Source organism: Methyloglobulus sp. (assembly GCF_040079455.1).
In the GTDB taxonomy this organism is placed as follows: domain Bacteria; phylum Pseudomonadota; class Gammaproteobacteria; order Methylococcales; family Methylomonadaceae; genus Methyloglobulus.
The window spans coordinates 1-20,231 of sequence record NZ_JBEBKJ010000070.1; the positions used below are offsets into that span (position 1 = coordinate 1).

A 20,231-nucleotide genomic window follows, 5' to 3' on the forward strand; every position below is an offset into this window, starting at 1 on the left:
ATTTCAGCCGAATACCGCCCATTAAGGTGAATGCCAATTCAAAAAAATCGGCTTTTGACCAGTCAGCCGGAGTTTCTGCTGTTTGTGCAAAGGTCTCAGGATGTTTTGAAAAAAGTAAAACGCATCTGTTGTCTTCTCGACAGATGCACTTGGTTCTTCGAGTACGTCCTAAGACCTCATTTTAAGAAATTACTACTAAAATTTTGCTTGGCTTTTTGAATTAAGGTACTAGCTTGCTCCTCATTGTATAGACAACCTAAATCAGCTCTTAAATTTTTTCTAAATTGATTTTTACAGTTAAATATCTTTTCGATTTGCTCATCTGTATATCGATCTTTTAATCCTTTTCCCATACTAAGTGCTGAAATAAGTGCGCGAAAAGCCATCAACGATTTTCCGCTTATTGCTATGTTAACAACACCTTTTTTCCAATCGACAAGATCATATCTAATCTTTTCTAAGTTCTGTTCGGAAACTATGCCTTCTGGCTTAGGCCGACGGAGAATTTGATCTGTTACGTCAAATGCTGGAGGATAGCACTCTAATCTCATATTATATAGGCGATCAGTAAACATGCGATCTAAGCGTTTATCTATTTCTCTTTGCTGGATAAGATAACTTACAGCAGACACAATTAATGATGTTAATGCAGCAATTAAAGCTGTAACTATTTCCATAGGTATTGCTCTTTTATTAAATTTAGTTGAATATCATAGGTGACCTAAAACAATAGTTCGATGAAACAGGTGCTTGCGCACTTTTGATATGAGTTCGACAGTTTGGGCTGAATGCAATGAAGCCAATGCTCGTTTGTCGTGTTCTCGATAGATGCGCCTACTTTCTCGTCATACCTAAGCGATTAGCCTAATGGTATGGGTTCCTCGCCTTCCCAACGGCATCGCGATGTGCCAAAGCGGGAGGGTAAAACCACCACTTAACAGAAGGCGAGGAATCCGAGATGAATATTAAGACAATTGGTCTGGACATTGTAAAAAACATATTTCAGGTACACGGTGTTGACCGGAATGGGAAGGCTGTCCTGCACAAACAGCTCAAGCGCAACCAAGTGTTGGCCTACTTAGAGCTTATACGTAATAATATTACCCTGATTTTTCCTTAAAAAGATCACGGAAGTAGCACGCTTAAGTAAGCCGATAGCTCCGATCCATTTTTTCATAACGCACCAAGAGTTGTCTGAACCGATTAAACTAGGAGCGGCACACCTCAACTACCCTGCACCTTGGCTGGTGGCTCGGTTTAGGGTTTAGCATAACCATCCTTGGCTTTTAGATCTCGGCACTCATTACCGAAAGGACGGGTTGTTGAAAAATATAAAGGGATCTCTAAAAATTCAAAAAACTCCTTCTCCCTCTGGGAGAAGGTCGGGATGAGGGTAATAAAATCAAGCAATTATATCCCTCACCCTAGCCCTCTCCCAGAGGGAGAGGGGATTATTAGAGGTTTCCATATGCTCGAAATTAACCCCAATAATTCTTAACATCATATTTTTTAAAGAGAAATTATCACATGGCCGTAGGACAAAACAATTTCCCCAACATGCCGGAAATCCCCGGTATTAAGCTAGGCACGACCAATGCAGGTATTAAACAAACTGTTAGGGATGATTTGCTGCTGATTGCTTTGGCGGAAGGCGCTACCTGCGCCGCCGTATTCACGCGTAACGCCTTTTGTGCCGCTCCGGTGCATGTAGCGAAAGCCCATCTTTTGCAGCAACCGCGTTGGTTGCTGATTAATTCTGGCAATGCCAATGCGGGTACGGGTAAGCAGGGCATGGATGATGCGTTGTTGTCTTGTGCCGGAGTTGCCGAAATAGTTGGTGGTCAGGCTAATCAAGTGTTGCCGTTTTCTACCGGAGTAATCGGTCAGCCTTTACCTGCAGCAAAGATTATCGCCGCATTACCTGCCGCTGTTGAGCTGTTAAGTGCAGATTCGTGGGGCAAAGCCGCACGCGCTATTATGACCACCGACACCTTCCCCAAAGGGGTATCCAAAGTAATAATACTGGACGGTCAGCCCATCACCATCAATGGTATTTCCAAAGGCGCGGGCATGATACAGCCAGATATGGCGACGATGCTGGCGTTTATCGCCACAAATACCAAGATTGCCCAGCCGTTGCTGCAAACATGTTTGGCTAAGGCTGTTGAGCAATCCTTCAACCGGATTACCGTCGATGGCGATACTTCCACCAATGATGCTTGTGTGTTGATGGCGAGTGGCCAGAGTTCTGCGCCGGAAATTACTGCAAGCACGGAGAATTATCATATATTTGCCGATGCCATCATGGTGGTGTGTAAGCAACTGGCGGAATTAATAATCCGCGACGGCGAAGGCGCAACCAAATTGATGCGTATCGTCGTCGAACAAGCCAAATCCGACGAAGAAGCGGTGTGCGTCGGTAAAACCATCGCCCATTCGCCCTTAGTGAAGACAGCTTTTTTTGCCAGCGATCCTAATTGGGGACGTATTTTGGCAGCGGTAGGCCGCGCCGGAGTCGAAAACATGGTGTTGGAAGACGTTCAGATTTATCTGAACGATGTCTGCATCGTCAGGAATGGCGGCTGCGCTGATGATTACACCGAAGCCGCCGGACAGAGGGTTATGAAGCAAGAAGAAATCACGATTACCGTCAAATTGGGGCGTGGGAAAGCAGTTCAGGAAGTCCTAACCTGCGATTTTTCTTATGATTATGTGAAGATTAATGCGGAGTATAGGACATAGTGTTGCAACCCAGTATTTATAAGATTGAAGATATTGGGTTGGGTTTTCTTGCAGTTATGGCAAAACCATCTGCGGGAGAATGGATTGAAGATGAGTTTTTGGGCATAGCCAAACAAGGAATACATCAAATCGTTTCCTTGCTAGAACTCCAAGAAGCTTATGTAGTCGGTTTGCAAGACGAAAAGCAACTGGCAGAGAAAAATAGAATGGAATTTATTTCATTCCCAATTCAAGACCGGGGCTTGCCAAAGTCAGTGAGCGAATTTAGCCGCTTCACAAAAAATCTTTATCATCAAGTTTCGGATGGGAAAAATACTATCGTACATTGCCGGGCTGGAATTGGGCGTACTGGTTTAGTAGCTGCGGGTATTCTATTGCACCACGGATATAACCCTAGTGCTGCGTTTGAACTCATTTCTCTGAAAAGGCATATACAAGTACCAGATACGGACGAACAATGTAATTGGCTTATGACAAACCACATTGAAATTGTCGGAAATTCATAACAATTGTTTCAACTTATTGACATGAAATCCTTGCAGGTTGCTGTTGGCGTTGTCAAAAACTCGTCAGGTCAAGTCTTGATTTCACTAAGGAACGAAAACTTACACCAAGGCGGCTTATGGGAGTTCCCCGGCGGCAAAAGTGAAGCATCAGAAACTGCTGAACAAGCCTTGGCGCGGGAACTTAAAGAAGAACTGGATATCACCGTTCAAACGGCAACGCCGCTGATCACGATCAACCATCAATACCCCGATTTAGCCGTGCAACTCCACGTGTTTGCAGTTGAGCGTTTTGACGGTGTGGTAAAAAGTTGCGAAGGCCAACCGTTTTTGTGGGTGAATCCTGATGATTTGGTCAACTACGCTTTTCCAGTTGCCAATCAGCCAATTATTGCCGCAGCCCGATTGCCGCGCTATTACGCGATTTTGGATGATGCCGATCCCGCGCTTTTGCTGGTTAACCTGGTAACAATTCTTAATAAAGGCATTAAGCTCATTCAAGCACGGTTGAAAACCCTATCCGTTGCGGCGGTAGAAGCGTTTCTTGAGCAAGCCTATCCTTTGTGTAAAGCCCATAATGCTTGGTTATTATTGAACTCTTCGGTCGATAATGCAGAAGGTTTTGAAGTTGACGGGCTGCATTTAACTAGTTTGGATTTGCTGGCTCGTGATAAGAGGCCTTTAAATAAACGGTGGGTGGCTGCATCCTGCCATAATAGTGATGAGTTACACCATGCCCAAAAAATTGGGGTTGATTTTGTGGTGTTAGCTCCGGTGTTGCCGACTCCAACACACCCAGATGCTGAGGTTTTAGGTTGGGATCAATTTGCTAAGTTGGTTGCAAATACAAACCTGCCTGTTTACGCGTTGGGTGGATTGTCGGCGGTTGATTTGTTTGCGGCGCAGAAAGCGGGGGCGCAGGGTGTTGGTGGAATTAGGGCGTTTTTGGAGTGAAATTGTCGAAAATCATAGTTGAATTCAGTATTTGAATGGAATCCTTGATTAAGTTCTTCGACAAGTTTAGGACGAACGGGTAAGTTGTTGAGTCCAATTTTCTTCAAGATAGACTAATGGGGATGTCTAACCCCCCCCCTCTCCCTCAGGGAGAGGGCTAGGGCTAGGGTGAGGATTGTAAATGCCTGATTTTAAACCCCTCATCCCAACCTTCTCCCGAAGGGAGAAGGAGCTTTTTGAGTTTTTAGAGATTCCCTTAATTTAAGAGAATGTTGCCGCTGTCAGTTCGGCAGGGATTTCCGTGAATGACGTGTTTTTTAAATATTTCTTTATGAATCTAAACTATTTCAAAATTGTTGTCTGGATGTGCAGCTTATTATTGCTGCCTTCTGTTGCCTTAAGCGATAAGCTCAACGACCAGCGCCAGGCTTTCTTACAAGCTGTGAAATACCTGTCTGAGAAGAACGAAGCCGGATTTCTGGAGGTTAGCGCCAGCTTGACCGATTACTCGTTGTATCCTTACGTAAAATATCAATGGCTGAAAGATCATACTGATCAAACCGATCAGGTGCTGACATTCTTATCGACTTATAAAAACACCCGCTATGCCGGATTGCTGCGTTCCAAGTGGCTAGATTATCTTGCCGAACACGAACGCTGGGACGATTTTATTAAGCATTACGAAGTGAATGAGAGCAGTGCTGATGATTGCCAGTACCAATGGGCGCAATACCAAACAGGCAAGCAACAACAAGCATTGGCCGAAGCAAAACATTTGTGGCTTTCTGGTCGTGCAGCAGAAAAGCTGTGTCAGCGGCTATTTTCTGCACTGCAAAATTCATCCCTTATTACGCCTGATTTGTTTTGGCAACGGTTTGAGACGGCAATAGAAGGCAACAATACTGAAACAGCACGAGCGACATCACTTTTGCTGAAAGAATCCGCACGAAAAAATGCCGAGGACTGGCTGCAACTGCATCAAAAGCCGGAATTGGTTGAAGACAGTCGATTTTGGCAGGAGAAAACTGCCCAAACAGGCCGGCTGTTTGCCCACGCTATCAAGCGGTTGGCAAATGCCAATTTGGAGAAGGCATTAGCAGTTTGGGACGGCAAAAAATCCGATGTTGCTGTTGATGGACAAACTGCCCAGGCCGTTGAACGTAAGCTTGGGTTGGCTTTGCTCGGCAAAAAAGATAACCGTGCTTACGGTCACCTTAATAAGGTAACACAAACGGATGAAGAAGCCAGAGCGGCAAAAGTAAGGGCGGCATTGCTTGAGCAAAATTGGCAGCATGTCAACAGTGCGTTGACAGATTTGACTTTGGACGAGCAACAAGAACCCAAGTGGCAATACTGGCAGGCGAGGGGATTGCAAGAAATAGGAAAGAAGCAAGAATCAAACAAAGTCTACACAGAATTAGCCAAAGACCGAAGCTATTATGGTTTTCTGGCAGCGGATACTGTCAATATGCCGTATCAAATCATCGACCAGTCCGTAAAGGTGCAGGAAGATGAGCTCAAGCAATTCGCAGAACATCCCGATTTTAATGCCTGCTATGAGTTTAAGTTACTTAATCTGGATTTAGAAGCACGTCGCCAATGGCAGTTTGCGATAAAAAATTTACCCAAGGAAAAACTCCTGACGGCAGCGAAATTGGCGCAGCAATGGCAGTGGGATCAAATTGCGATTACAACATTGGTAAAAGCCGATTATTGGGACGATATGGCGTTGCGGTTTCCAGTTTTGTATCTTACCGAAGTGCAAACCAGTGCTGATAAACATGGGCTTGATCCCGCTTTACTGTTCGGCTTGATGCGGCAGGAAAGTATGTTGGATAAAAATGCGGTATCCTCTGTTGGGGCAAAAGGCTTGATGCAACTTATGCCAGAAACAGCCCGAACAGTGGCTAGAACATTGCTCGAGCCGTGGCAATCTGATAATGATTTATTCAAACCAGAATTAAATATCAACTACGGCGGCTATTACTTTAAGGATTTGTTAACTCGCTTCGGCGGTCATGTTGCCGTAGCTGGGGCGGCCTATAATGCAGGGCCTAATCGCGCAAAAAAATGGTTGCCTATAACGTCTCCAGTTCCGGCTGACATCTGGATCGAAACTATCCCTTTCAAAGAAACCCGAAAATACGTTTCTACGGTACTTTCGTACGCGATTATTTATCAGCAGCGGCTAAAAAAAGGCAGTCTCAAGTTGAAGAACTTATTGCGGGATGTCACGCCATAATACAACGGGCTAAAATTTGAGCTGATTTTTTCCGGTGTCTGTACGATAATACAGTGCTTTTATAAAAATTATAGCCAACAAGGTGCGGAATATCGTTATGTCGAAACAGCATAGTTTAACCTATGAAGAGTTGCTAAAATCGGGCAGGGGAGAGCTATACGGGCCTGCTAACGCGCAATTACCGTTGCCGCCCATGCTTATGATGGACAGGATTACCCTGATCACCGATGAAGGCGGCAAGTACGGTAAAGGCCAGATGGTCGCTGAGTTGGATATACATCCTGATTTGTGGTTTTTTGCCTGCCATTTTCAAGGCGATCCCGTCATGCCCGGTTGTTTGGGGCTGGATGCCATGTGGCAATTGGTCGGATTCTTCCTGTGCTGGATGGGTGGGCCGGGCAAAGGTCGTGCGTTGGGCGTGGGTGATGTCAAATTTACGGGCCAAGTTTTGCCGACTGCCAAAAAAGTGACTTACCGCCTAGATATGAAGCGGCTGATCATGCGTAAACTCTATATGGGTATTGCCGATGCCACGATGGAAGTCGATGGTAAGGTCATCTACGAAGCCACTGATTTACGTGTTGGTTTATTTACATCCTTGTCGGATTTTTAGGAGTCGTTATGAAACGGGTAGTGGTAACAGGCTATGGCATCGTTTCCAGCATTGGCAACAATAAGGCTGAAGTCCTCGATTCCCTAAAGCAAGGCCGCTCCGGCATCGTGTTTGCAGATGTCTATAAGGAAATGGGTTTCCGCAGCCATGTCCACGGCGCGATCAACATCGACCAGGACGAATTCATCGACCGCAAAGTCAAACGCTTTATGGGCGATGGCGCGGCATTTAACTATATCGCCATGCAGCAAGCGATTGATGATGCGGGTTTGGCTGAGAATGACGTAAGCAACGTCCGTACCGGCTTGGTTATGGGTTCGGGTGGACCCTCTACCTCGAATCAGGTGGAAGCTGCGGATATTTTGCGCGAGAAAGGTATCAAAAAAGTGGGGCCTTATATGGTCACCCGCAGCATGTCCAGCACCAATACCGCCTGTTTGGCGACACCCTTTAAAATTAAAGGGGTCAATTATTCGATTACCTCGGCTTGTTCCACCAGCGCACACTGCATCGGCCACGCCTCGGAACTAATTCAACTGGGCAAGCAAGACATCGTATTTGCTGGCGGCGGCGAAGAGCTGCACTGGACTTTATCCTTATTGTTCGATGCGATGGGTGCGTTGTCATCCAAATATAACGATGCTCCTGATACTGCTTCTCGTCCTTACGATGTTAACCGCGACGGCTTTGTTATCTCCGGCGGCGGCGGCGTGTTAGTCATGGAAGAACTGGAGTATGCAAAAGCCCGTGGCGCGAAAATCTACGCGGAATTGACCGGATACGGCGCGACTTCTGATGGTTACGACATGGTGCAGCCATCGGGTGAAGGTGCGGTTAGGTGTATGCAGCAAGCAATGGCGACCGTGCATGACAAAATCGACTACATCAACGCCCACGGCACCAGTACGCCAGTTGGCGATACCAAAGAATTGGAAGCCTTACGTGCGGTATTTGGCGCAGAAAACGTGCCTTGGGTAAGCTCCACCAAATCCTTAACCGGACACGCCTTAGGTGCTGCGGGGGTTAACGAAGCGATTTATTCCTTGTTGATGATGGAAAACAACTTCCTCAGCGTCTCCGCCAACATCACCGACCTCGATCCCGGTGCGGAAGGCATCCCCATCGTGCGGGAACGGCAAGATAACGTCACTTTGAACACCATTATGTCCAATAGTTTTGGCTTTGGTGGTACGAATGCGACGTTGATTTTTCAGCGTTTTAATGGATAAGCATTTGTAGCTTGTAATGCTACCCAAATGCGATAAGGTTTATCTGTGGACATGCCGCCTGCGACTGATTATTTTCGTAATGATGTCTTACTTAAGCGGCCTTATATTAAAATAGAATGGTGTCAAACCGCGTTAACAAATCCGCTCCGGCGGGAAATTCAGCCCGATGGCCGTATTCGCCATTGGATTTTTGTGCCAGAATTGAATAAATATTTACGGGTAATTACCTTGGACGATGGCGTTACCTTACATAACGCCTTTCCAGACCGGAGATTCAAGCCATGAAATTAAGTTACGATAAGGCAACTGATTCATTGTACATCCACCTATCCAACACGCCCTCGGTCGATTCCGACGAAGTGGCCGATGGCGTGGTGCTGGATTTTGACAGCAATGGCGTGTTAGTGGGCATAGACGTGCAACACGCCAGCCAAAAGACTGACATCAATTCCGTGTCGTTGTCGCACTTGCCGTTGCAGGATTTGAATGCGGCATAATCGTATTGTTCATGCGCGGAAATGAGCACGTAGGGCGGATTAGACGCGCAAATCGGTTGCGTTCTGAATTTTCACTTTGGTTGGGTGCGTCGTAATCCGCCGAATGAAAAATTGCACACATGCTACAGCTCAACTTAGTTCGTTGAGCATTATAAAAACAGGAATAGCTATGAGTTCACGGAAGCTTATTGTCGGTTTAACGATTGTTTCTATTCTGTGTGCTCTAGCGGTTATGATATTCCATGAGTCAAGCAGACTGTTTTTCGAGGAGTCTATTCCTGTCGAATTTAAAATTGCTGACACTTTGTTATCACACGAAGAAATTGCTTGTGGTTTAGCAATTTTTAAAATATCTGATTCTACAGTTTCGAAAATTAATTCCGAGAGGTTGAAATTTTTCGAGAATGCTACATAAGCAAGAATTCTTCATAAATATGGGAATAACCACTATTCAGCATGGAGTGAAACACCTGTGCCAGAAGGTTGGTACAATGAGGGGTCTTGGTTTTATTGTGGTGAACACGAATTGCTCGGAAGTATTATTACTGCTGGAAAGAAAACTGGATCTTATTATTCTGCTAGCGTTAACGGTGAAACAAAATTTATAGTGGTTCCATCTCTTGGAGTGATAGTTTATTCGTATTTTGACTGAACCAAGGGTCATTCATTGCAGTAGCTCGTAGATACCGTTTATCGAATACCCTCAAACTAACCATGACCGACCCAACCCAAAAATCCCGCACCCAATTCAATAAGCTGCAAAAACGCTTACGCCACTATGTCGGTGATGCGATTGCCGATTACAACATGATTGAAGAGGGCGATAAGGTCATGGTTTGCTTGTCCGGCGGCAAGGATTCTTACACTATGCTCGACATTCTGCTCAATTTGCAGAAAACCGCGCCCGTCAACTTCGAGCTAATCGCCGTCAACCTCGACCAAAAACAGCCGGGATTTCCTGAACACGTCCTACCCGAATACCTGTCGTCCATCGGTGTGCCTTATCACATCATCGAGAAAGATACCTACAGCGTGGTCAAGCGCGTAATACCGGAAGGAGCGACCACTTGTGGGCTATGTTCAAGATTACGGCGTGGCACGCTATATGGCTACGCAGAAGCCAACGGCATCACCAAAATCGCCTTAGGTCATCATCGTGATGACATTCTGGAAACTTTCTTTTTGAATATCTTTTACGGCGGCAAACTGAAAGCCATGCCGCCTAAGCTACTCAGTGATGACAAAAAAAATATTGTCATCCGCCCATTAGCGTATTGCCGCGAAAAAGACATCGAGGGGTTTTCCACATTCAGGAATTACCCTATCATCCCCTGTAATCTCTGTGGTTCACAGGAAAACCTCCAAAGAAAAGCCATGAAGGTCATGCTAAAAGTCTGGGATAAGCAATTTCCTGGTCGCTTAGAAACCATATTCACCAGCCTCCAAAACGTCGCGCCATCGCAACTGGCAGACACTCAGTTGTTTGATTTTCCTGGGTTGGCCTTAGCCCGTGAATTACAACCAACAGCTCAGGGAATTACAATCACAGAAGGTTTGGAAGTATTAGCGCAGTAGCTTTGATCTGACACTACTTTGCCATTGATATATAGATTCATGCGTTCATCTAATGAAATACATTGGTATAAAAGCTAATATTCAATTGATTTTTAGAGCCGTTAGGTTAAACTATGCGGCTTCGGAGAGGTGGCAGAGCGGTCGAATGCGGCGGTCTTGAAAACCGTTGAGGGTTTATCCCCTCCCAGGGTTCGAATCCCTGCTTCTCCGCCATCTCTACTCACCACACCATCTCGGAATCAGCCAACTTATTCGGCTTGTTCGTCTTAATGCAATGTCCGCGTGAAAAAGCACTACACTTATGCAGTGATCAATGTGTTTATATTCCTAGTCAAAGTAAAGTAATCGCTTCTACTAATGACTATGTTCGAGAAAGAAGATGGCAACTTATACCCGTAAACAAGGCAAGATAATTAACAAGGCGCTGGAAGACTGGCAAACACGCGGTTTACTGTCTCCTGAGCTGGGAAAAACCTTGTGCGAAAATATGACGGTTTCCACAATGGATTGGGGCCGGCTGGCAAAATATGCCTTCTGGGCAGCCGTTGCCAGCATCCTCATTAGCGTGACCAGTGCGTTGGCGGACAGTGCGCTGATGGACATGTTAAAAAACCTGTTTAGCTGGTTCTGGCGTTTTTCTGATCTCGGCAAAAGCGCATGTTTCACCCTCATTGCCGCCAGTTTTTACGGTTGGGGTTTAGTCCGAAGGCAAGCTGCACCGCAAAAACTTTACTCAAATGGCGCAGTCCTGTTTCTGGGGGTTTTGGCGACTGCGGTTGCTATTGGGTTTTTAGGTAGGGCTTACGATACCGGCAACGGACATTTCTCCTTACTATTTGCGCTTGCCGCCGCCATTTATTGTGCGCTTGGGTTGTGGTTTCCATCTGGATTGGTTTATGTGTTTGGATTGCTATCGCTGGGTGCGTGGTTTGGCGGCGAGACTGGCTATATGTCCGGTTATGGCGCGTATTATCTGGGGATGAGCTGGCCGTTGCGTTTTGTGTTTTTTGGCGCTGGCCTAACCGCATTAAGTTATGTAGTCAGCCAATGGTCACCACGCGCAAGTTTTTCGCGGCCTACCTTGGCTATGGGTTTGTTGTATTCGTTCATAGCGTTGTGGATTATGTCTATCTTTGGCAATTACACCAACTATGACAGTTGGTGGAGTGGGCGCGATAAGTTATCGCTGCTTCCGTGGGCATTGTTGTTTGGCGTGGCGGCGTGTGCCTCAATTTGGCATGGGTTGAGGTTTGATGACAGCATGACGCGAGGCTTTGGCATCACTTTTTTAGGTATCAATCTATACACGCGGTTTTTTGAGTATTTCTGGAATGGCTTACACAAAACGGTATTTTTCGCCATTCTGGCTGCCAGCCTATGGTTTATTGGCAGCCATGCCGAGCGGATATGGAATGTCGGTCGCAGCCGCTAGAAGATGAAGATGCGACCAGTTAGTGTAGGAAAAACATTGGCCTTACCTTCCCTTGTTTTCTTCGACATGAATCCCAAAAACCAATGATTAAGCTGGGTTTTGAGTTTGTTTGGCTATCCAGGCCATGAGTTTTTGGAAAACCAAAACCTTAGCTGAAATGACCCATGAGGAATGGGAATCTTTATGTGATGGTTGCGGCAAATGCTGTTTGCATAAGCTTGAAGATCAAGATACCGGCAAGGTTTACTACACCAATGTTGCCTGTCGTTTGTTGAATTTGACATCCTGTCGATGCACCCATTACCCAGAACGCACCCGCTTAGTCCCTGAATGTCTCGATCTAAAGCAAAATGATGTTGCCGAATTTGCCTGGCTACCGTCAACCTGCGCTTACCGTTTGGTTGCTGAAGGCAAAGAACTTGCCGATTGGCATCCTCTGGTTTCCGGTAAATCAAGTAGCGTAATAGAAGCTGGCGTTTCCATCAGAAGTTTTGCGGTTGCAGAATCGCAAGCGGACGATTTGGAAGACCATGTAATTGAGTGGTTAGAATAATGAGAACTGCGATTTTAATTGGCGGATCATTAAAATCAACAGATACCCCTTATGAGTTTCTCCACAAATTAACCTTGTTTTTTTCAAGTTTTCCGTTTGATGAAGTACAAGCTATTCTTACGGCTGTAGCGACTAGTTTTGCCTTAATTTTGGCTGCTGAGATGGGCGATAAAAGCCAGCTGGTCTGTATGGCACTGGCATCAAAGCATCGACCAGTTCCTGTGGTACTTGGTGCGCTCAGTGCGTTTGCGGTATTGAATGCTTTAGCCGTCGGCTTTGGTAAGGCAATCGCCAATTGGCTTCCTGAATATGTAATCGCGGCGGCGGTTGCTTTGTTGTTTATCATCTTCGGTATACAAGCACTGCGCACCCAACTTGAAGACCCACATGAGGAAGTTAAAGAAAAAAGTGGGCATGGGATCTTCTTTGCCACCTTTTTATTAATTACTGTTGCCGAATTCGGCGATAAAACTCAACTTGCTGTGGTTGCCCTGAGCAGTACAAGCAGTCCTATTGGGGTATGGTTGGGTTCTACTATAGCGCTTGGCACTACATCAGCATTGGGCGTTTTAGCAGGAAAAAAGCTACTGGAAAAAATCTCTCTGGAACTGTTACATAAAATCGGCGGGACGCTCTTTTTGATGTTATCAGGTGTCGCTGTTGTTAAGGCGTATCAAAGTTATTTTGGATCTTAAGGTCGCCGCGCTCTCTGATGTGGCGTGTATTGCTCTTAGCAGAGCAGTTTTATTAACGCGCGTAGTTCGATTTACTTTGCGCGTCAATTTTGAATGAGTGACAAGTACGGCTCTGTTTTCCGCAAAGCTGCCTATTTATTTCATCGGCATTTGTTGATGACTTTCCATCATCTCGGCATGATGTGCTTTCATTAGCTGTAGTTGTTGTTTTTTAAGTGTTTCTTTTTTAGCGGGATCTTTTTCCGCCAATATTTGATTAGAAAGGTCGTGCATTTTTAGCATATGTTCTTGCATCGAACTCATGTGTTTGTCTTTCTGTTCTTCGGTCATGCCTGACATCATACCGCCACCCATACCATGATGCATGCCCATGCCCATACCCTTCATCGGCATAGGGGGAGATTTTTGTACATCCTCTGCGTTACTTGTTGCAGTGATTAACGCGAATAAACACATTGCTGCAATTGATGGGTAACTATTTTTCATTGAAACCACCTTAATTAATAATTGAAAGAGGCAGTGAGTAAGTCACTGTGCTTCTAGGAGTTTTATACCAAGTAAAAGTTCATTGCTTGAAATATCGTTCTTTTTCAGGAAATTAAGTTACCTGCAAACATTTTATCGAAACTGCAACAACGTCATACTAGCATGATTTTTACGACACAATTTAGGCTTTAGCTGGCACAGATCAATGGGATAGTTAAGTGATATTGTCCCCTCAACATCAAATCACTCGGCGCAACTGCTTTAAGTTGGTATGGTGCATGGGATACTTCTACTTAAGATCAGGTAATAAACCGTGCAATAGCGCAGCGTATTACTCCGAATGGAAAGATAAAGATTCCACACCACAGACAATCTGCACCAATGAATCCGATTACCTTATTTCGTAGCGCATTGTTTCCACCCAAACCGTTTGAGGCTGAAATCGAACGCCAATTTTTGTGTGATTACAGCGCAAGGCACGTAACCCGTCGGCGTGTTGCCGGCACAGTGGCATTATGTGTTGGTATAACGTATTTTGGCACTGATTTATTTGATGCCATAAACGATAAGCAATTTTGCCAAGTTTTTATCAATAAAATTTTACCTTTGCGCTTGCTAGGCACGGCAGCAATGGCGGTGTCGGCATGGTTAACATTCAAACCCCTCCTAAAGACCAGTGAACGTTATGCAAACTTTTGCAGTGTCTTTCGCGTGATGGGGTATGTTACCCGTCACTCACGTTTTGCTGACGGTGACGTTTTTGACCCCCGTTGAAACTTTACGAACGGGGCAACATGCCCAGTCCGGCTGAGGGCATGCCAAGCCAAGCCAGATTTGATGTTCATCATTATTTTATTATTGTACAATAATAAGTACGGTACAATAATGCGTACTTATTAATAAATGGAGGTTTTTATGCTGGCGATAAGCTATTCTGATTTACGTAACAACTTGGCAAAAACGATAGACCGTGTGAACGAAGACCACTTGCCGATCTTGATTACTCGGCAAAATGGCAAACCTGCTGTATTGATGTCGCTGGAAGACTTTAATGCTTACGACGAAACGGCTTACCTGATGGCAAGCCCTGCAAACAAAAAGGATTTGGAAGAGGCAATAACCGAGATTAAGGCGGGAAACGTGGTTTACCACGAATTGATTGAGGATGATGAGTGAGATTGTGTTTTCGTGGCAAAGCGTGGGATCAGTACATGCATTGGTACGAAACCGATAAGACCCAGTTTAAACGCATTAACACGCTCATTAAGGATATTCGCCGAAATCCGTTTGCGGGTATCGGGATGCCTGAACCGCTTAAGCATGAGCTTACAGGTTTTTGGTCACGGCGAATTGATCTTGAGCATCGGCTAGTTTATTGGGTAACGGAAACCGAAATTATAATCGCGCAATGTAGATACCATTATTGATTTTTTACAGTTTCTACGCGGCAGCACGTCTCATGCCGCTATATGAAAATGAAAGATTATATTAATAAAATCAATGATTAATGTGAAACAGAAAGAAAAATAAGCGGTAGGCTGTGTGAAGCTATTGGTTGAGATAAACCAAACAAATGCGGTTTATTTCAACCAATTTCTGTTTTCGCGGATGAAATGGCAACAAGGAGATTAATTTTGTGTGACAGGTTATGCTAACCCGCCACCCAGGTTTTTATCGGTGATATTTTTGAACCCTGCTGAAACATTGCGGACGGGGCAACATGCCCCGTCCGGCTGAAAGAAATAATATTTTTATAACCCCACAGGGCGTTACGAATATCCTTTTTTAGCAATCACATTCCAAGCAGCAAGCCATACTTGTGACTGATACGCATCGGCGTTTTTGTCGAGAGTACCCGTCAAAACCATACGCAACGTGTTGTTGATAATGCCAAAAAAATATGCATGGGCTAGCCAAGAATCAATGTTGCGTATTTCTCCCGCTTTGATGCCGGACTGGATGATTTTTTGAATCTTTACGTAAGCTGGACTTTCCAACATCGGCTTTTCTTCCGGCAAGAATTCATCGAGCTTCAAGACCAATAAAAAGCGCATGACATCCGGCGCATCATCGGTCAGCTTGAATAGCAAATCGACGATGCCTCGTAACTGTTCTGATGATTTTTGATTTTTGCGCCGGATATCGTCGATAGATATATTTAAACTATCGAGAATATTGGCATATAACTGGGCTGCTATGGCTTGTTTATTTTTGAAGTGCTGATAAACGGCGCTGGTGTTTTTTACACCAGCCGCTTCAGCTATCTCAGTGAGTGAGGTGTTAAAAAAGCCTTTTTCAGCAAACAGCTTTAATGCCGCCAGCAATATTTTATCCTGAGTTTCGCTATTTTCGAGAGTTTCAATCTGTTCTTTAGGATCAGCTTGTTCTTGGATTTCTGGCTGTTCTTGAAGATTAACTATAGCTTGGCTTTCAGCTTGTTCCAGAACCTCAACTATTGCTTGAGCTTGAGTTTCAGCCTTATCCTGAGCTATCTCAGCCTCTGCTTTATTCTGAACATCAGCTTTATCCTGAGTTTCGGGATCATCCTGAAGTGCAGCTTTCGCTTGGATTTCTTCTATTTCTTGTTCCATTTTTTCTATCACAGCCAATTCAATATGCTGTTCGTAAGTGCAAAAAATTCGCTAAGATCGCATTTCGATCTTGGGATAATAAATCTTATTTTTCTGCCATCGCTTTGAGGGCAGCATTTAAATAGCTGATCATAGACCATAACGTTAAGGCTGCTGCAATGTAAAGCAGGCCATATCCAATAGCGTTGACAGGAACACCCAGCAAATCTTCACGGTAAAGCAAAAGGCCGATTGCCAGCATTTGTGACGCGGTTTTCCATTTCCCTAAATCCGAAACTTTTACTTTTGCACGTTGGCCGATTTCTGCCATCCATTCCCTCAGCGAGGCAATGGTTATTTCCCTGCCGATGATAATGGCGGCGGGAACTGCCAAATAAGGGCTTGCTTGCTGCTGAACGATCAATACCAGCACGAAAGCAACCATCACTTTATCGGCAACGGGATCAAGAAATGCGCCAAAAGGTGTTTCTAGCTGCATTTTTCTGGCGAGATAACCATCCAGCCAATCACTAACACCAGCCAAGAAAAAGATAAAAGTACATGCAACGTTGGTATATTCCCAAGGCAAATAAAAAACGACAGCCAATAACGGAATTAACGCAATCCTTAACAAAGTGAGACAAGTCGGTATGTTATATTCAATGGTCATCTGTGTGATGAAAGTTGTCGTAAATTCGTTGCGCCAATTGTTTGCTTATACCGTCTACACTGCAAAGAGCGTCTACCCCAGCTTGCTCAATACCTTGAAGCCCACCAAATTGTTTTAATAACAGTTGCCTACGTTTAGCACCCAGCCCTGATATGCCTTCCAATACGGACTGTTTGGCGACCTTACCACGCCGCTGCCTATGTCCAGTTATGGCAAATCGGTGCGCCTCATCACGTATATGTTGAATAAGCAGCAAACCACTTGCTCCTGGAGTTACAGCTACTGGTTGTTCTTGTTCAACCAATATCAATTTCTCCATGCCCGGCTTCCTGTCAGGGCCCTTGGAAACGCCGACTATCATAACATCATTTATATCTAATTCGGCTAATGCCTTTTGTGCCTCGCGTACTTGGCCTTTGCCGCCGTCGATGAAAAGAATGTCTGGCGCTGCATGCTCACCTTGCTTCAGTCGTTTGTAGCGCCTGGAAACCGCTTGGTATATCGCCGCATAGTCATCCCCGCCTGTTATGCCCTCAATATTGAATAGACGGTATGCTGATTTTACCGGCCCTTCGCGGTCAAATACGACACAGGACGCTACGGTTTGTTCGCCTTGGGTATGGCTTATATCGAAGCATTCCAAGCGTTTAGGTATTTCTTTGCAACCCAATTCTTCCTGAAGGCTGAGAAATCGACCATAAAGCCCTTGTTTATCAGCTAACTTACTCAATAATGAATTTTCCGCATTCATCAATGCCATTTGCAACCATTTGGAACGCTCAGACCTCACATTGCAGGAAATCGTTACGGAATGTTTAGCTAAATTAGCCAATACGTCTGTCAAAAGTCCGATTTCTTCCAGTTCATGGCTGACAATCAGCTCATAGGGGACAGGTTTGTCGAGATAATATTGGGGAATAAATGCTTGAATAACTGCGCTAGGTTCATAAGCTTCGGTCATTTTTGGGAAAAACACCTTATTTCCCAGATGTTGCCCATTACGGATAAAAAACACTTGGATACAGGCGACATTCGCCTTAGTGACACAGGCAATAATATCAACATCACCACGCTCGCCATGGACAAAATTCTTTTCCAATACGGTGCGTAATTTTCCGATTTGATCCCGATACCCTGCCGCCTGTTCGTAGTTAAGGATTGCTGCGGCCTGTTCCATTTTTGCAATCAGTTCTTCGATGAGCAAACTACCCTTACCTTCCAGAAACATCACTGTGCTCGCTACATCTTGGGCATATAGAGGCTTGCCGATCAAGCCCACACACGGCGCAGTACAGCGTTCTATCTGGTATTGTAAGCAAGGCCGGGTGCGGTTGTTGTAAACGGTATCATCGCATTGTCTGACCGGAAATATTTTTTGCAACAACTTTAGGCTTTCTTTAACTGCTCCCGCACTGGGATAGGGGCCAAAATATTGCCCTCGCTTATTTTTTGCGCCACGGTGAAAGGTGATTTGGGGGAAATCCTGATTACTGGACAGGTAGATGTAAGGGAAGGATTTGTCATCCCGCAGACAAATATTATAACGGGGCTTATGCCGTTTGATGAGCTGGCATTCCAGCAGCAATGCCTCGCCTTCCGTATGCGTTACCGTTACTTCGATACCCGCAATTTTGGCAACCATCGTTTGCTGCTTGGGCGATGCGGTTTGCTTGTTGAAATAGCTGGAAACGCGATTTTTGAGGTTTTTTGCCTTGCCGATGTAAAGAATTTCGCCTTTATCGTCGAGCATTTTGTATATGCCCGGACGCTTGGTTAGCGTCTTTAAAAATTGTTGGATGTCAAAGATTGAATTTGGTGTAATCAAAGTAAAAACGATGTGAATACATGCTTAAGCTAAAGCGTTGGAAGGATTAATTTTTTGAGTATCAGTTATAGGGATCGTAAACGGTTTCATCAAACTGAACTGCCCATTTACGATATTCGTCTCTGAGCTTAATATTTTTTTCGAAACCAAACTTGCCTTGGTCGTGAAAGTCTGCAATTGTCATACAGGCTTCGGCAGATCCCGCTTCTGCTGCACTGCACAATAGCCTCAATCCATTTTCTGTCGCTATTGGAAAAGAACCCTTTCCCCAAATTAATTCAGTAGCATAAATCCACATACAATGTGGATGTCCGTCCTGCGCTAATTCTTTGAAAATCTGTGATGCAAGAACCTTATCTTGCGGGATTCCATACAATCCTAAGTCATAAAACATTCCAACCTGATATTTGGCTTTTTGATCCCCTAACTCAGCGGCTCTGAACATCCCTTCAACAAATAGAAGATCACACTCCTCAGCTGGTGTGCCCGCGCTATAGAAGCTCGCGTTTAAGCGTATTGCCGCAGGAATATTTTTTTCAACCAGCGGAGCTAAAATTTGCTTAAGCCGATCAACATCTCCTGCTTCAAATAATTGCTCAGCCTCTTCAATTAGCATGTGATCATTGTCCATTTTGCTCATTTGACACGTTAAGTTACGACAATTATTACACTAAATAAGTCACTCACCTTACGCACCTGAAACAAAAAATCAATAACTTATGATTTTTTAGCATCACTACAGCTATTGATTCTTCTGGATGCCTGCGTAAGGTGAGTTAGTCAAATAATTAATGTACCAAAACCTTCATTTCTTAGATCAGTTAAGCCCTGGACATAAACTTCCCAGTCTCGGTATTCACCTTAACCAATTCTTCCATTTCTAAATATTCTGGAATCTGAATTTCAATGCCAGTCGTCAACCGCGCTGTTTTAGTACGTCCAGCCGCAGTCGCGCCTTTAATTGCTGGTGCGGTTTCTACGATAGCTAAAACAACGGAACTCGGCAATTCAATTGCGATCACCTCATCGTCTATTAATAGGGCAACAATGCCTTCTAGCCCTTCGGTTAAATAGCCAATCTGGTCTTCCAGATCTTCACTGGGTAAAGTGTACTGGCTGTAATCTTCGGAATTCATGAACACGTAGTTGTCGCCATCCACATAAGAAAACTGCGCCTTGGCACGGGCGTAGTCGGCTTCCTTGAAGAAATCATCACCTTTTAACGATTCATCCAATTTTTGGCCTGTCTTCAAATTATTGAACCTGACCTTATACAAGGTAGAAGCTCCCCTGGATGAAGGATTCCTGACCTCAACCTGCTTAACAACATGCGGCACACCATTCACCTCAACCACCATGCCTTTTTTTAACTCACTTGCTTTTGCCACGCAGCTCTCCGAACTTGTTTGCCTTCTATCAGTGATATGTTAACGCAGATTAAACCAATTTTCTTCCTTAAAACGTACCCTGTACCACTTCAGTACGACAAACGAGCGTGTTCTCCTACAGCATGACCGTGTTTAATAGGTCGCATCAAATTACATATAGAGACCTTTGCACAAACAGCAGAAACTCCGGCTGACTGGTCAAAAGCCGATTTTTTTGAATTGGCATTCACCTTAATGGGCGGTATTCGGCTGAAATA

The 20,231-nt window shown here is 44.8% G+C and carries 23 protein-coding genes, 1 tRNA gene and 1 pseudogene; 18 read left to right on the forward strand and 7 right to left on the reverse strand.

Going from position 1 to position 20,231, the window contains the following annotated elements:
- Nucleotides 1-185: hypothetical protein (locus tag ABL924_RS13865; RefSeq protein WP_349027689.1), on the forward strand; the 185-nt coding region annotated here is incomplete at its 5' end.
- Here ABL924_RS13865 and ABL924_RS13870 read toward each other — a convergent pair.
- Nucleotides 177-677: a hypothetical protein gene (locus tag ABL924_RS13870; protein WP_349027690.1), complete on the reverse strand. Its 501-nt coding sequence runs from the start codon at nucleotides 675-677 to the stop codon at nucleotides 177-179. The genes ABL924_RS13865 and ABL924_RS13870 overlap by 9 nt on opposite strands.
- 281 nt (nucleotides 678-958) lie before the next feature.
- Here ABL924_RS13870 and ABL924_RS13875 point away from each other — a divergent pair.
- The 14 genes and pseudogenes from ABL924_RS13875 to ABL924_RS13940 all read left to right on the forward strand — a co-directional run.
- Nucleotides 959-1,078: pseudogene (locus tag ABL924_RS13875) on the forward strand (IS110 family transposase); the annotation flags it as partial.
- 449 nt (nucleotides 1,079-1,527) lie between these two features.
- The gene (argJ, locus tag ABL924_RS13880; protein ID WP_349027691.1) at nucleotides 1,528-2,742 is read left to right on the forward strand and encodes a bifunctional glutamate N-acetyltransferase/amino-acid acetyltransferase ArgJ; all 1,215 of its coding nucleotides are present in this window, start codon (nucleotides 1,528-1,530) and stop codon (nucleotides 2,740-2,742) included.
- Between the two features lie 2 nt (nucleotides 2,743-2,744).
- A complete protein-coding gene (locus ABL924_RS13885; protein ID WP_349027692.1) occupies nucleotides 2,745-3,248 on the forward strand; it encodes a dual specificity protein phosphatase family protein in 504 nt (167 codons plus the stop codon).
- Nucleotides 3,249-3,269: 21 nt separating this feature from the next.
- Nucleotides 3,270-4,199: a Nudix family hydrolase gene (locus tag ABL924_RS13890; protein WP_349027693.1), complete on the forward strand. Its 930-nt coding sequence runs from the start codon at nucleotides 3,270-3,272 to the stop codon at nucleotides 4,197-4,199.
- Between the two features lie 331 nt (nucleotides 4,200-4,530).
- Entirely contained in the window at nucleotides 4,531-6,441 is a 1,911-nt protein-coding gene (locus tag ABL924_RS13895) for a transglycosylase SLT domain-containing protein (RefSeq protein ID WP_349027694.1), read from the forward strand.
- 97 nt (nucleotides 6,442-6,538) lie between these two features.
- Nucleotides 6,539-7,054, forward strand: a complete 516-nt coding sequence (gene fabA / locus ABL924_RS13900) for a 3-hydroxyacyl-[acyl-carrier-protein] dehydratase FabA (RefSeq protein WP_349027695.1) — start codon at nucleotides 6,539-6,541, stop codon at nucleotides 7,052-7,054.
- A gap of 8 nt (nucleotides 7,055-7,062) precedes the next feature.
- A complete protein-coding gene (fabB, locus tag ABL924_RS13905) occupies nucleotides 7,063-8,283 on the forward strand; it encodes a beta-ketoacyl-ACP synthase I (protein ID WP_349027696.1) in 1,221 nt (406 codons plus the stop codon).
- Between the two features lie 51 nt (nucleotides 8,284-8,334).
- A complete protein-coding gene (locus ABL924_RS13910) occupies nucleotides 8,335-8,568 on the forward strand; it encodes a hypothetical protein (RefSeq protein WP_349027697.1) in 234 nt (77 codons plus the stop codon).
- On the forward strand, nucleotides 8,565-8,780 hold the full coding sequence (locus ABL924_RS13915) for a DUF2283 domain-containing protein (protein WP_349027698.1): 216 nt from the start codon (nucleotides 8,565-8,567) through the stop codon (nucleotides 8,778-8,780). The genes ABL924_RS13910 and ABL924_RS13915 overlap by 4 nt, the downstream gene beginning before the upstream one ends.
- Nucleotides 8,781-9,494: 714 nt before the next feature.
- The gene (ttcA, locus tag ABL924_RS13920; protein WP_349027699.1) at nucleotides 9,495-10,355 is read left to right on the forward strand and encodes a tRNA 2-thiocytidine(32) synthetase TtcA; all 861 of its coding nucleotides are present in this window, start codon (nucleotides 9,495-9,497) and stop codon (nucleotides 10,353-10,355) included.
- Nucleotides 10,356-10,478: 123 nt separating this feature from the next.
- Nucleotides 10,479-10,568 (forward strand) — tRNA-Ser (locus ABL924_RS13925).
- A 166-nt stretch (nucleotides 10,569-10,734) separates the two neighbouring features.
- Nucleotides 10,735-11,787 carry a hypothetical protein gene (locus tag ABL924_RS13930; protein WP_349027700.1) on the forward strand — a complete coding sequence of 351 codons (1,053 nt, stop codon included), beginning with the start codon at nucleotides 10,735-10,737 and terminating at the stop codon, nucleotides 11,785-11,787.
- A 124-nt stretch (nucleotides 11,788-11,911) separates the two neighbouring features.
- Nucleotides 11,912-12,340, forward strand: coding sequence for a YcgN family cysteine cluster protein (locus tag ABL924_RS13935; protein WP_349027701.1), 429 nt, complete (start codon nucleotides 11,912-11,914; stop codon nucleotides 12,338-12,340).
- Nucleotides 12,340-13,035 carry a TMEM165/GDT1 family protein gene (locus tag ABL924_RS13940; protein WP_349027702.1) on the forward strand — a complete coding sequence of 232 codons (696 nt, stop codon included), beginning with the start codon at nucleotides 12,340-12,342 and terminating at the stop codon, nucleotides 13,033-13,035. The genes ABL924_RS13935 and ABL924_RS13940 overlap by 1 nt, the downstream gene beginning before the upstream one ends.
- A 135-nt stretch (nucleotides 13,036-13,170) precedes the next feature.
- On the opposite strand, the gene ABL924_RS13945 is transcribed toward ABL924_RS13940, so the two are convergent.
- Nucleotides 13,171-13,521 carry a hypothetical protein gene (locus tag ABL924_RS13945; protein WP_349027703.1) on the reverse strand — a complete coding sequence of 117 codons (351 nt, stop codon included), beginning with the start codon at nucleotides 13,519-13,521 and terminating at the stop codon, nucleotides 13,171-13,173.
- A gap of 381 nt (nucleotides 13,522-13,902) precedes the next feature.
- Here ABL924_RS13945 and ABL924_RS13950 point away from each other — a divergent pair, with 381 nt between their 5' ends.
- From ABL924_RS13950 to ABL924_RS13960, 3 genes are all read left to right on the forward strand, one after another.
- Nucleotides 13,903-14,295 carry a hypothetical protein gene (locus ABL924_RS13950; protein WP_349027704.1) on the forward strand — a complete coding sequence of 131 codons (393 nt, stop codon included), beginning with the start codon at nucleotides 13,903-13,905 and terminating at the stop codon, nucleotides 14,293-14,295.
- A 141-nt stretch (nucleotides 14,296-14,436) separates the two neighbouring features.
- Entirely contained in the window at nucleotides 14,437-14,697 is a 261-nt protein-coding gene (locus tag ABL924_RS13955) for a type II toxin-antitoxin system prevent-host-death family antitoxin (RefSeq protein WP_349027705.1), read from the forward strand.
- Nucleotides 14,694-14,948, forward strand: a complete 255-nt coding sequence (locus ABL924_RS13960) for a Txe/YoeB family addiction module toxin (protein ID WP_349027706.1) — start codon at nucleotides 14,694-14,696, stop codon at nucleotides 14,946-14,948. The genes ABL924_RS13955 and ABL924_RS13960 overlap by 4 nt, the downstream gene beginning before the upstream one ends.
- A 342-nt stretch (nucleotides 14,949-15,290) precedes the next feature.
- On the opposite strand, the gene ABL924_RS13965 is transcribed toward ABL924_RS13960, so the two are convergent.
- The 5 genes from ABL924_RS13965 to yeiP all read right to left on the reverse strand — a co-directional run bounded on the left by ABL924_RS13965 (nucleotide 15,291) and on the right by yeiP (nucleotide 19,974).
- Entirely contained in the window at nucleotides 15,291-16,112 is an 822-nt protein-coding gene (locus tag ABL924_RS13965; RefSeq protein WP_349027707.1) for a TetR/AcrR family transcriptional regulator, read from the reverse strand.
- A gap of 85 nt (nucleotides 16,113-16,197) precedes the next feature.
- Complete coding sequence (pgsA, locus tag ABL924_RS13970; RefSeq protein WP_349027708.1) at nucleotides 16,198-16,761, reverse strand: CDP-diacylglycerol--glycerol-3-phosphate 3-phosphatidyltransferase; 564 nt, start codon at nucleotides 16,759-16,761, stop codon at nucleotides 16,198-16,200.
- Complete coding sequence (gene uvrC / locus ABL924_RS13975; protein ID WP_349027709.1) at nucleotides 16,751-18,586, reverse strand: excinuclease ABC subunit UvrC; 1,836 nt, start codon at nucleotides 18,584-18,586, stop codon at nucleotides 16,751-16,753. Before uvrC ends, pgsA begins: the two co-directional genes overlap by 11 nt.
- Nucleotides 18,587-18,647: 61 nt before the next feature.
- Entirely contained in the window at nucleotides 18,648-19,226 is a 579-nt protein-coding gene (locus tag ABL924_RS13980) for a hypothetical protein (protein WP_349027710.1), read from the reverse strand.
- A gap of 181 nt (nucleotides 19,227-19,407) precedes the next feature.
- Nucleotides 19,408-19,974, reverse strand: a complete 567-nt coding sequence (yeiP, locus tag ABL924_RS13985; RefSeq protein WP_349027711.1) for an elongation factor P-like protein YeiP — start codon at nucleotides 19,972-19,974, stop codon at nucleotides 19,408-19,410.
- Nucleotides 19,975-20,231: the final 257 nt, after the last annotated feature.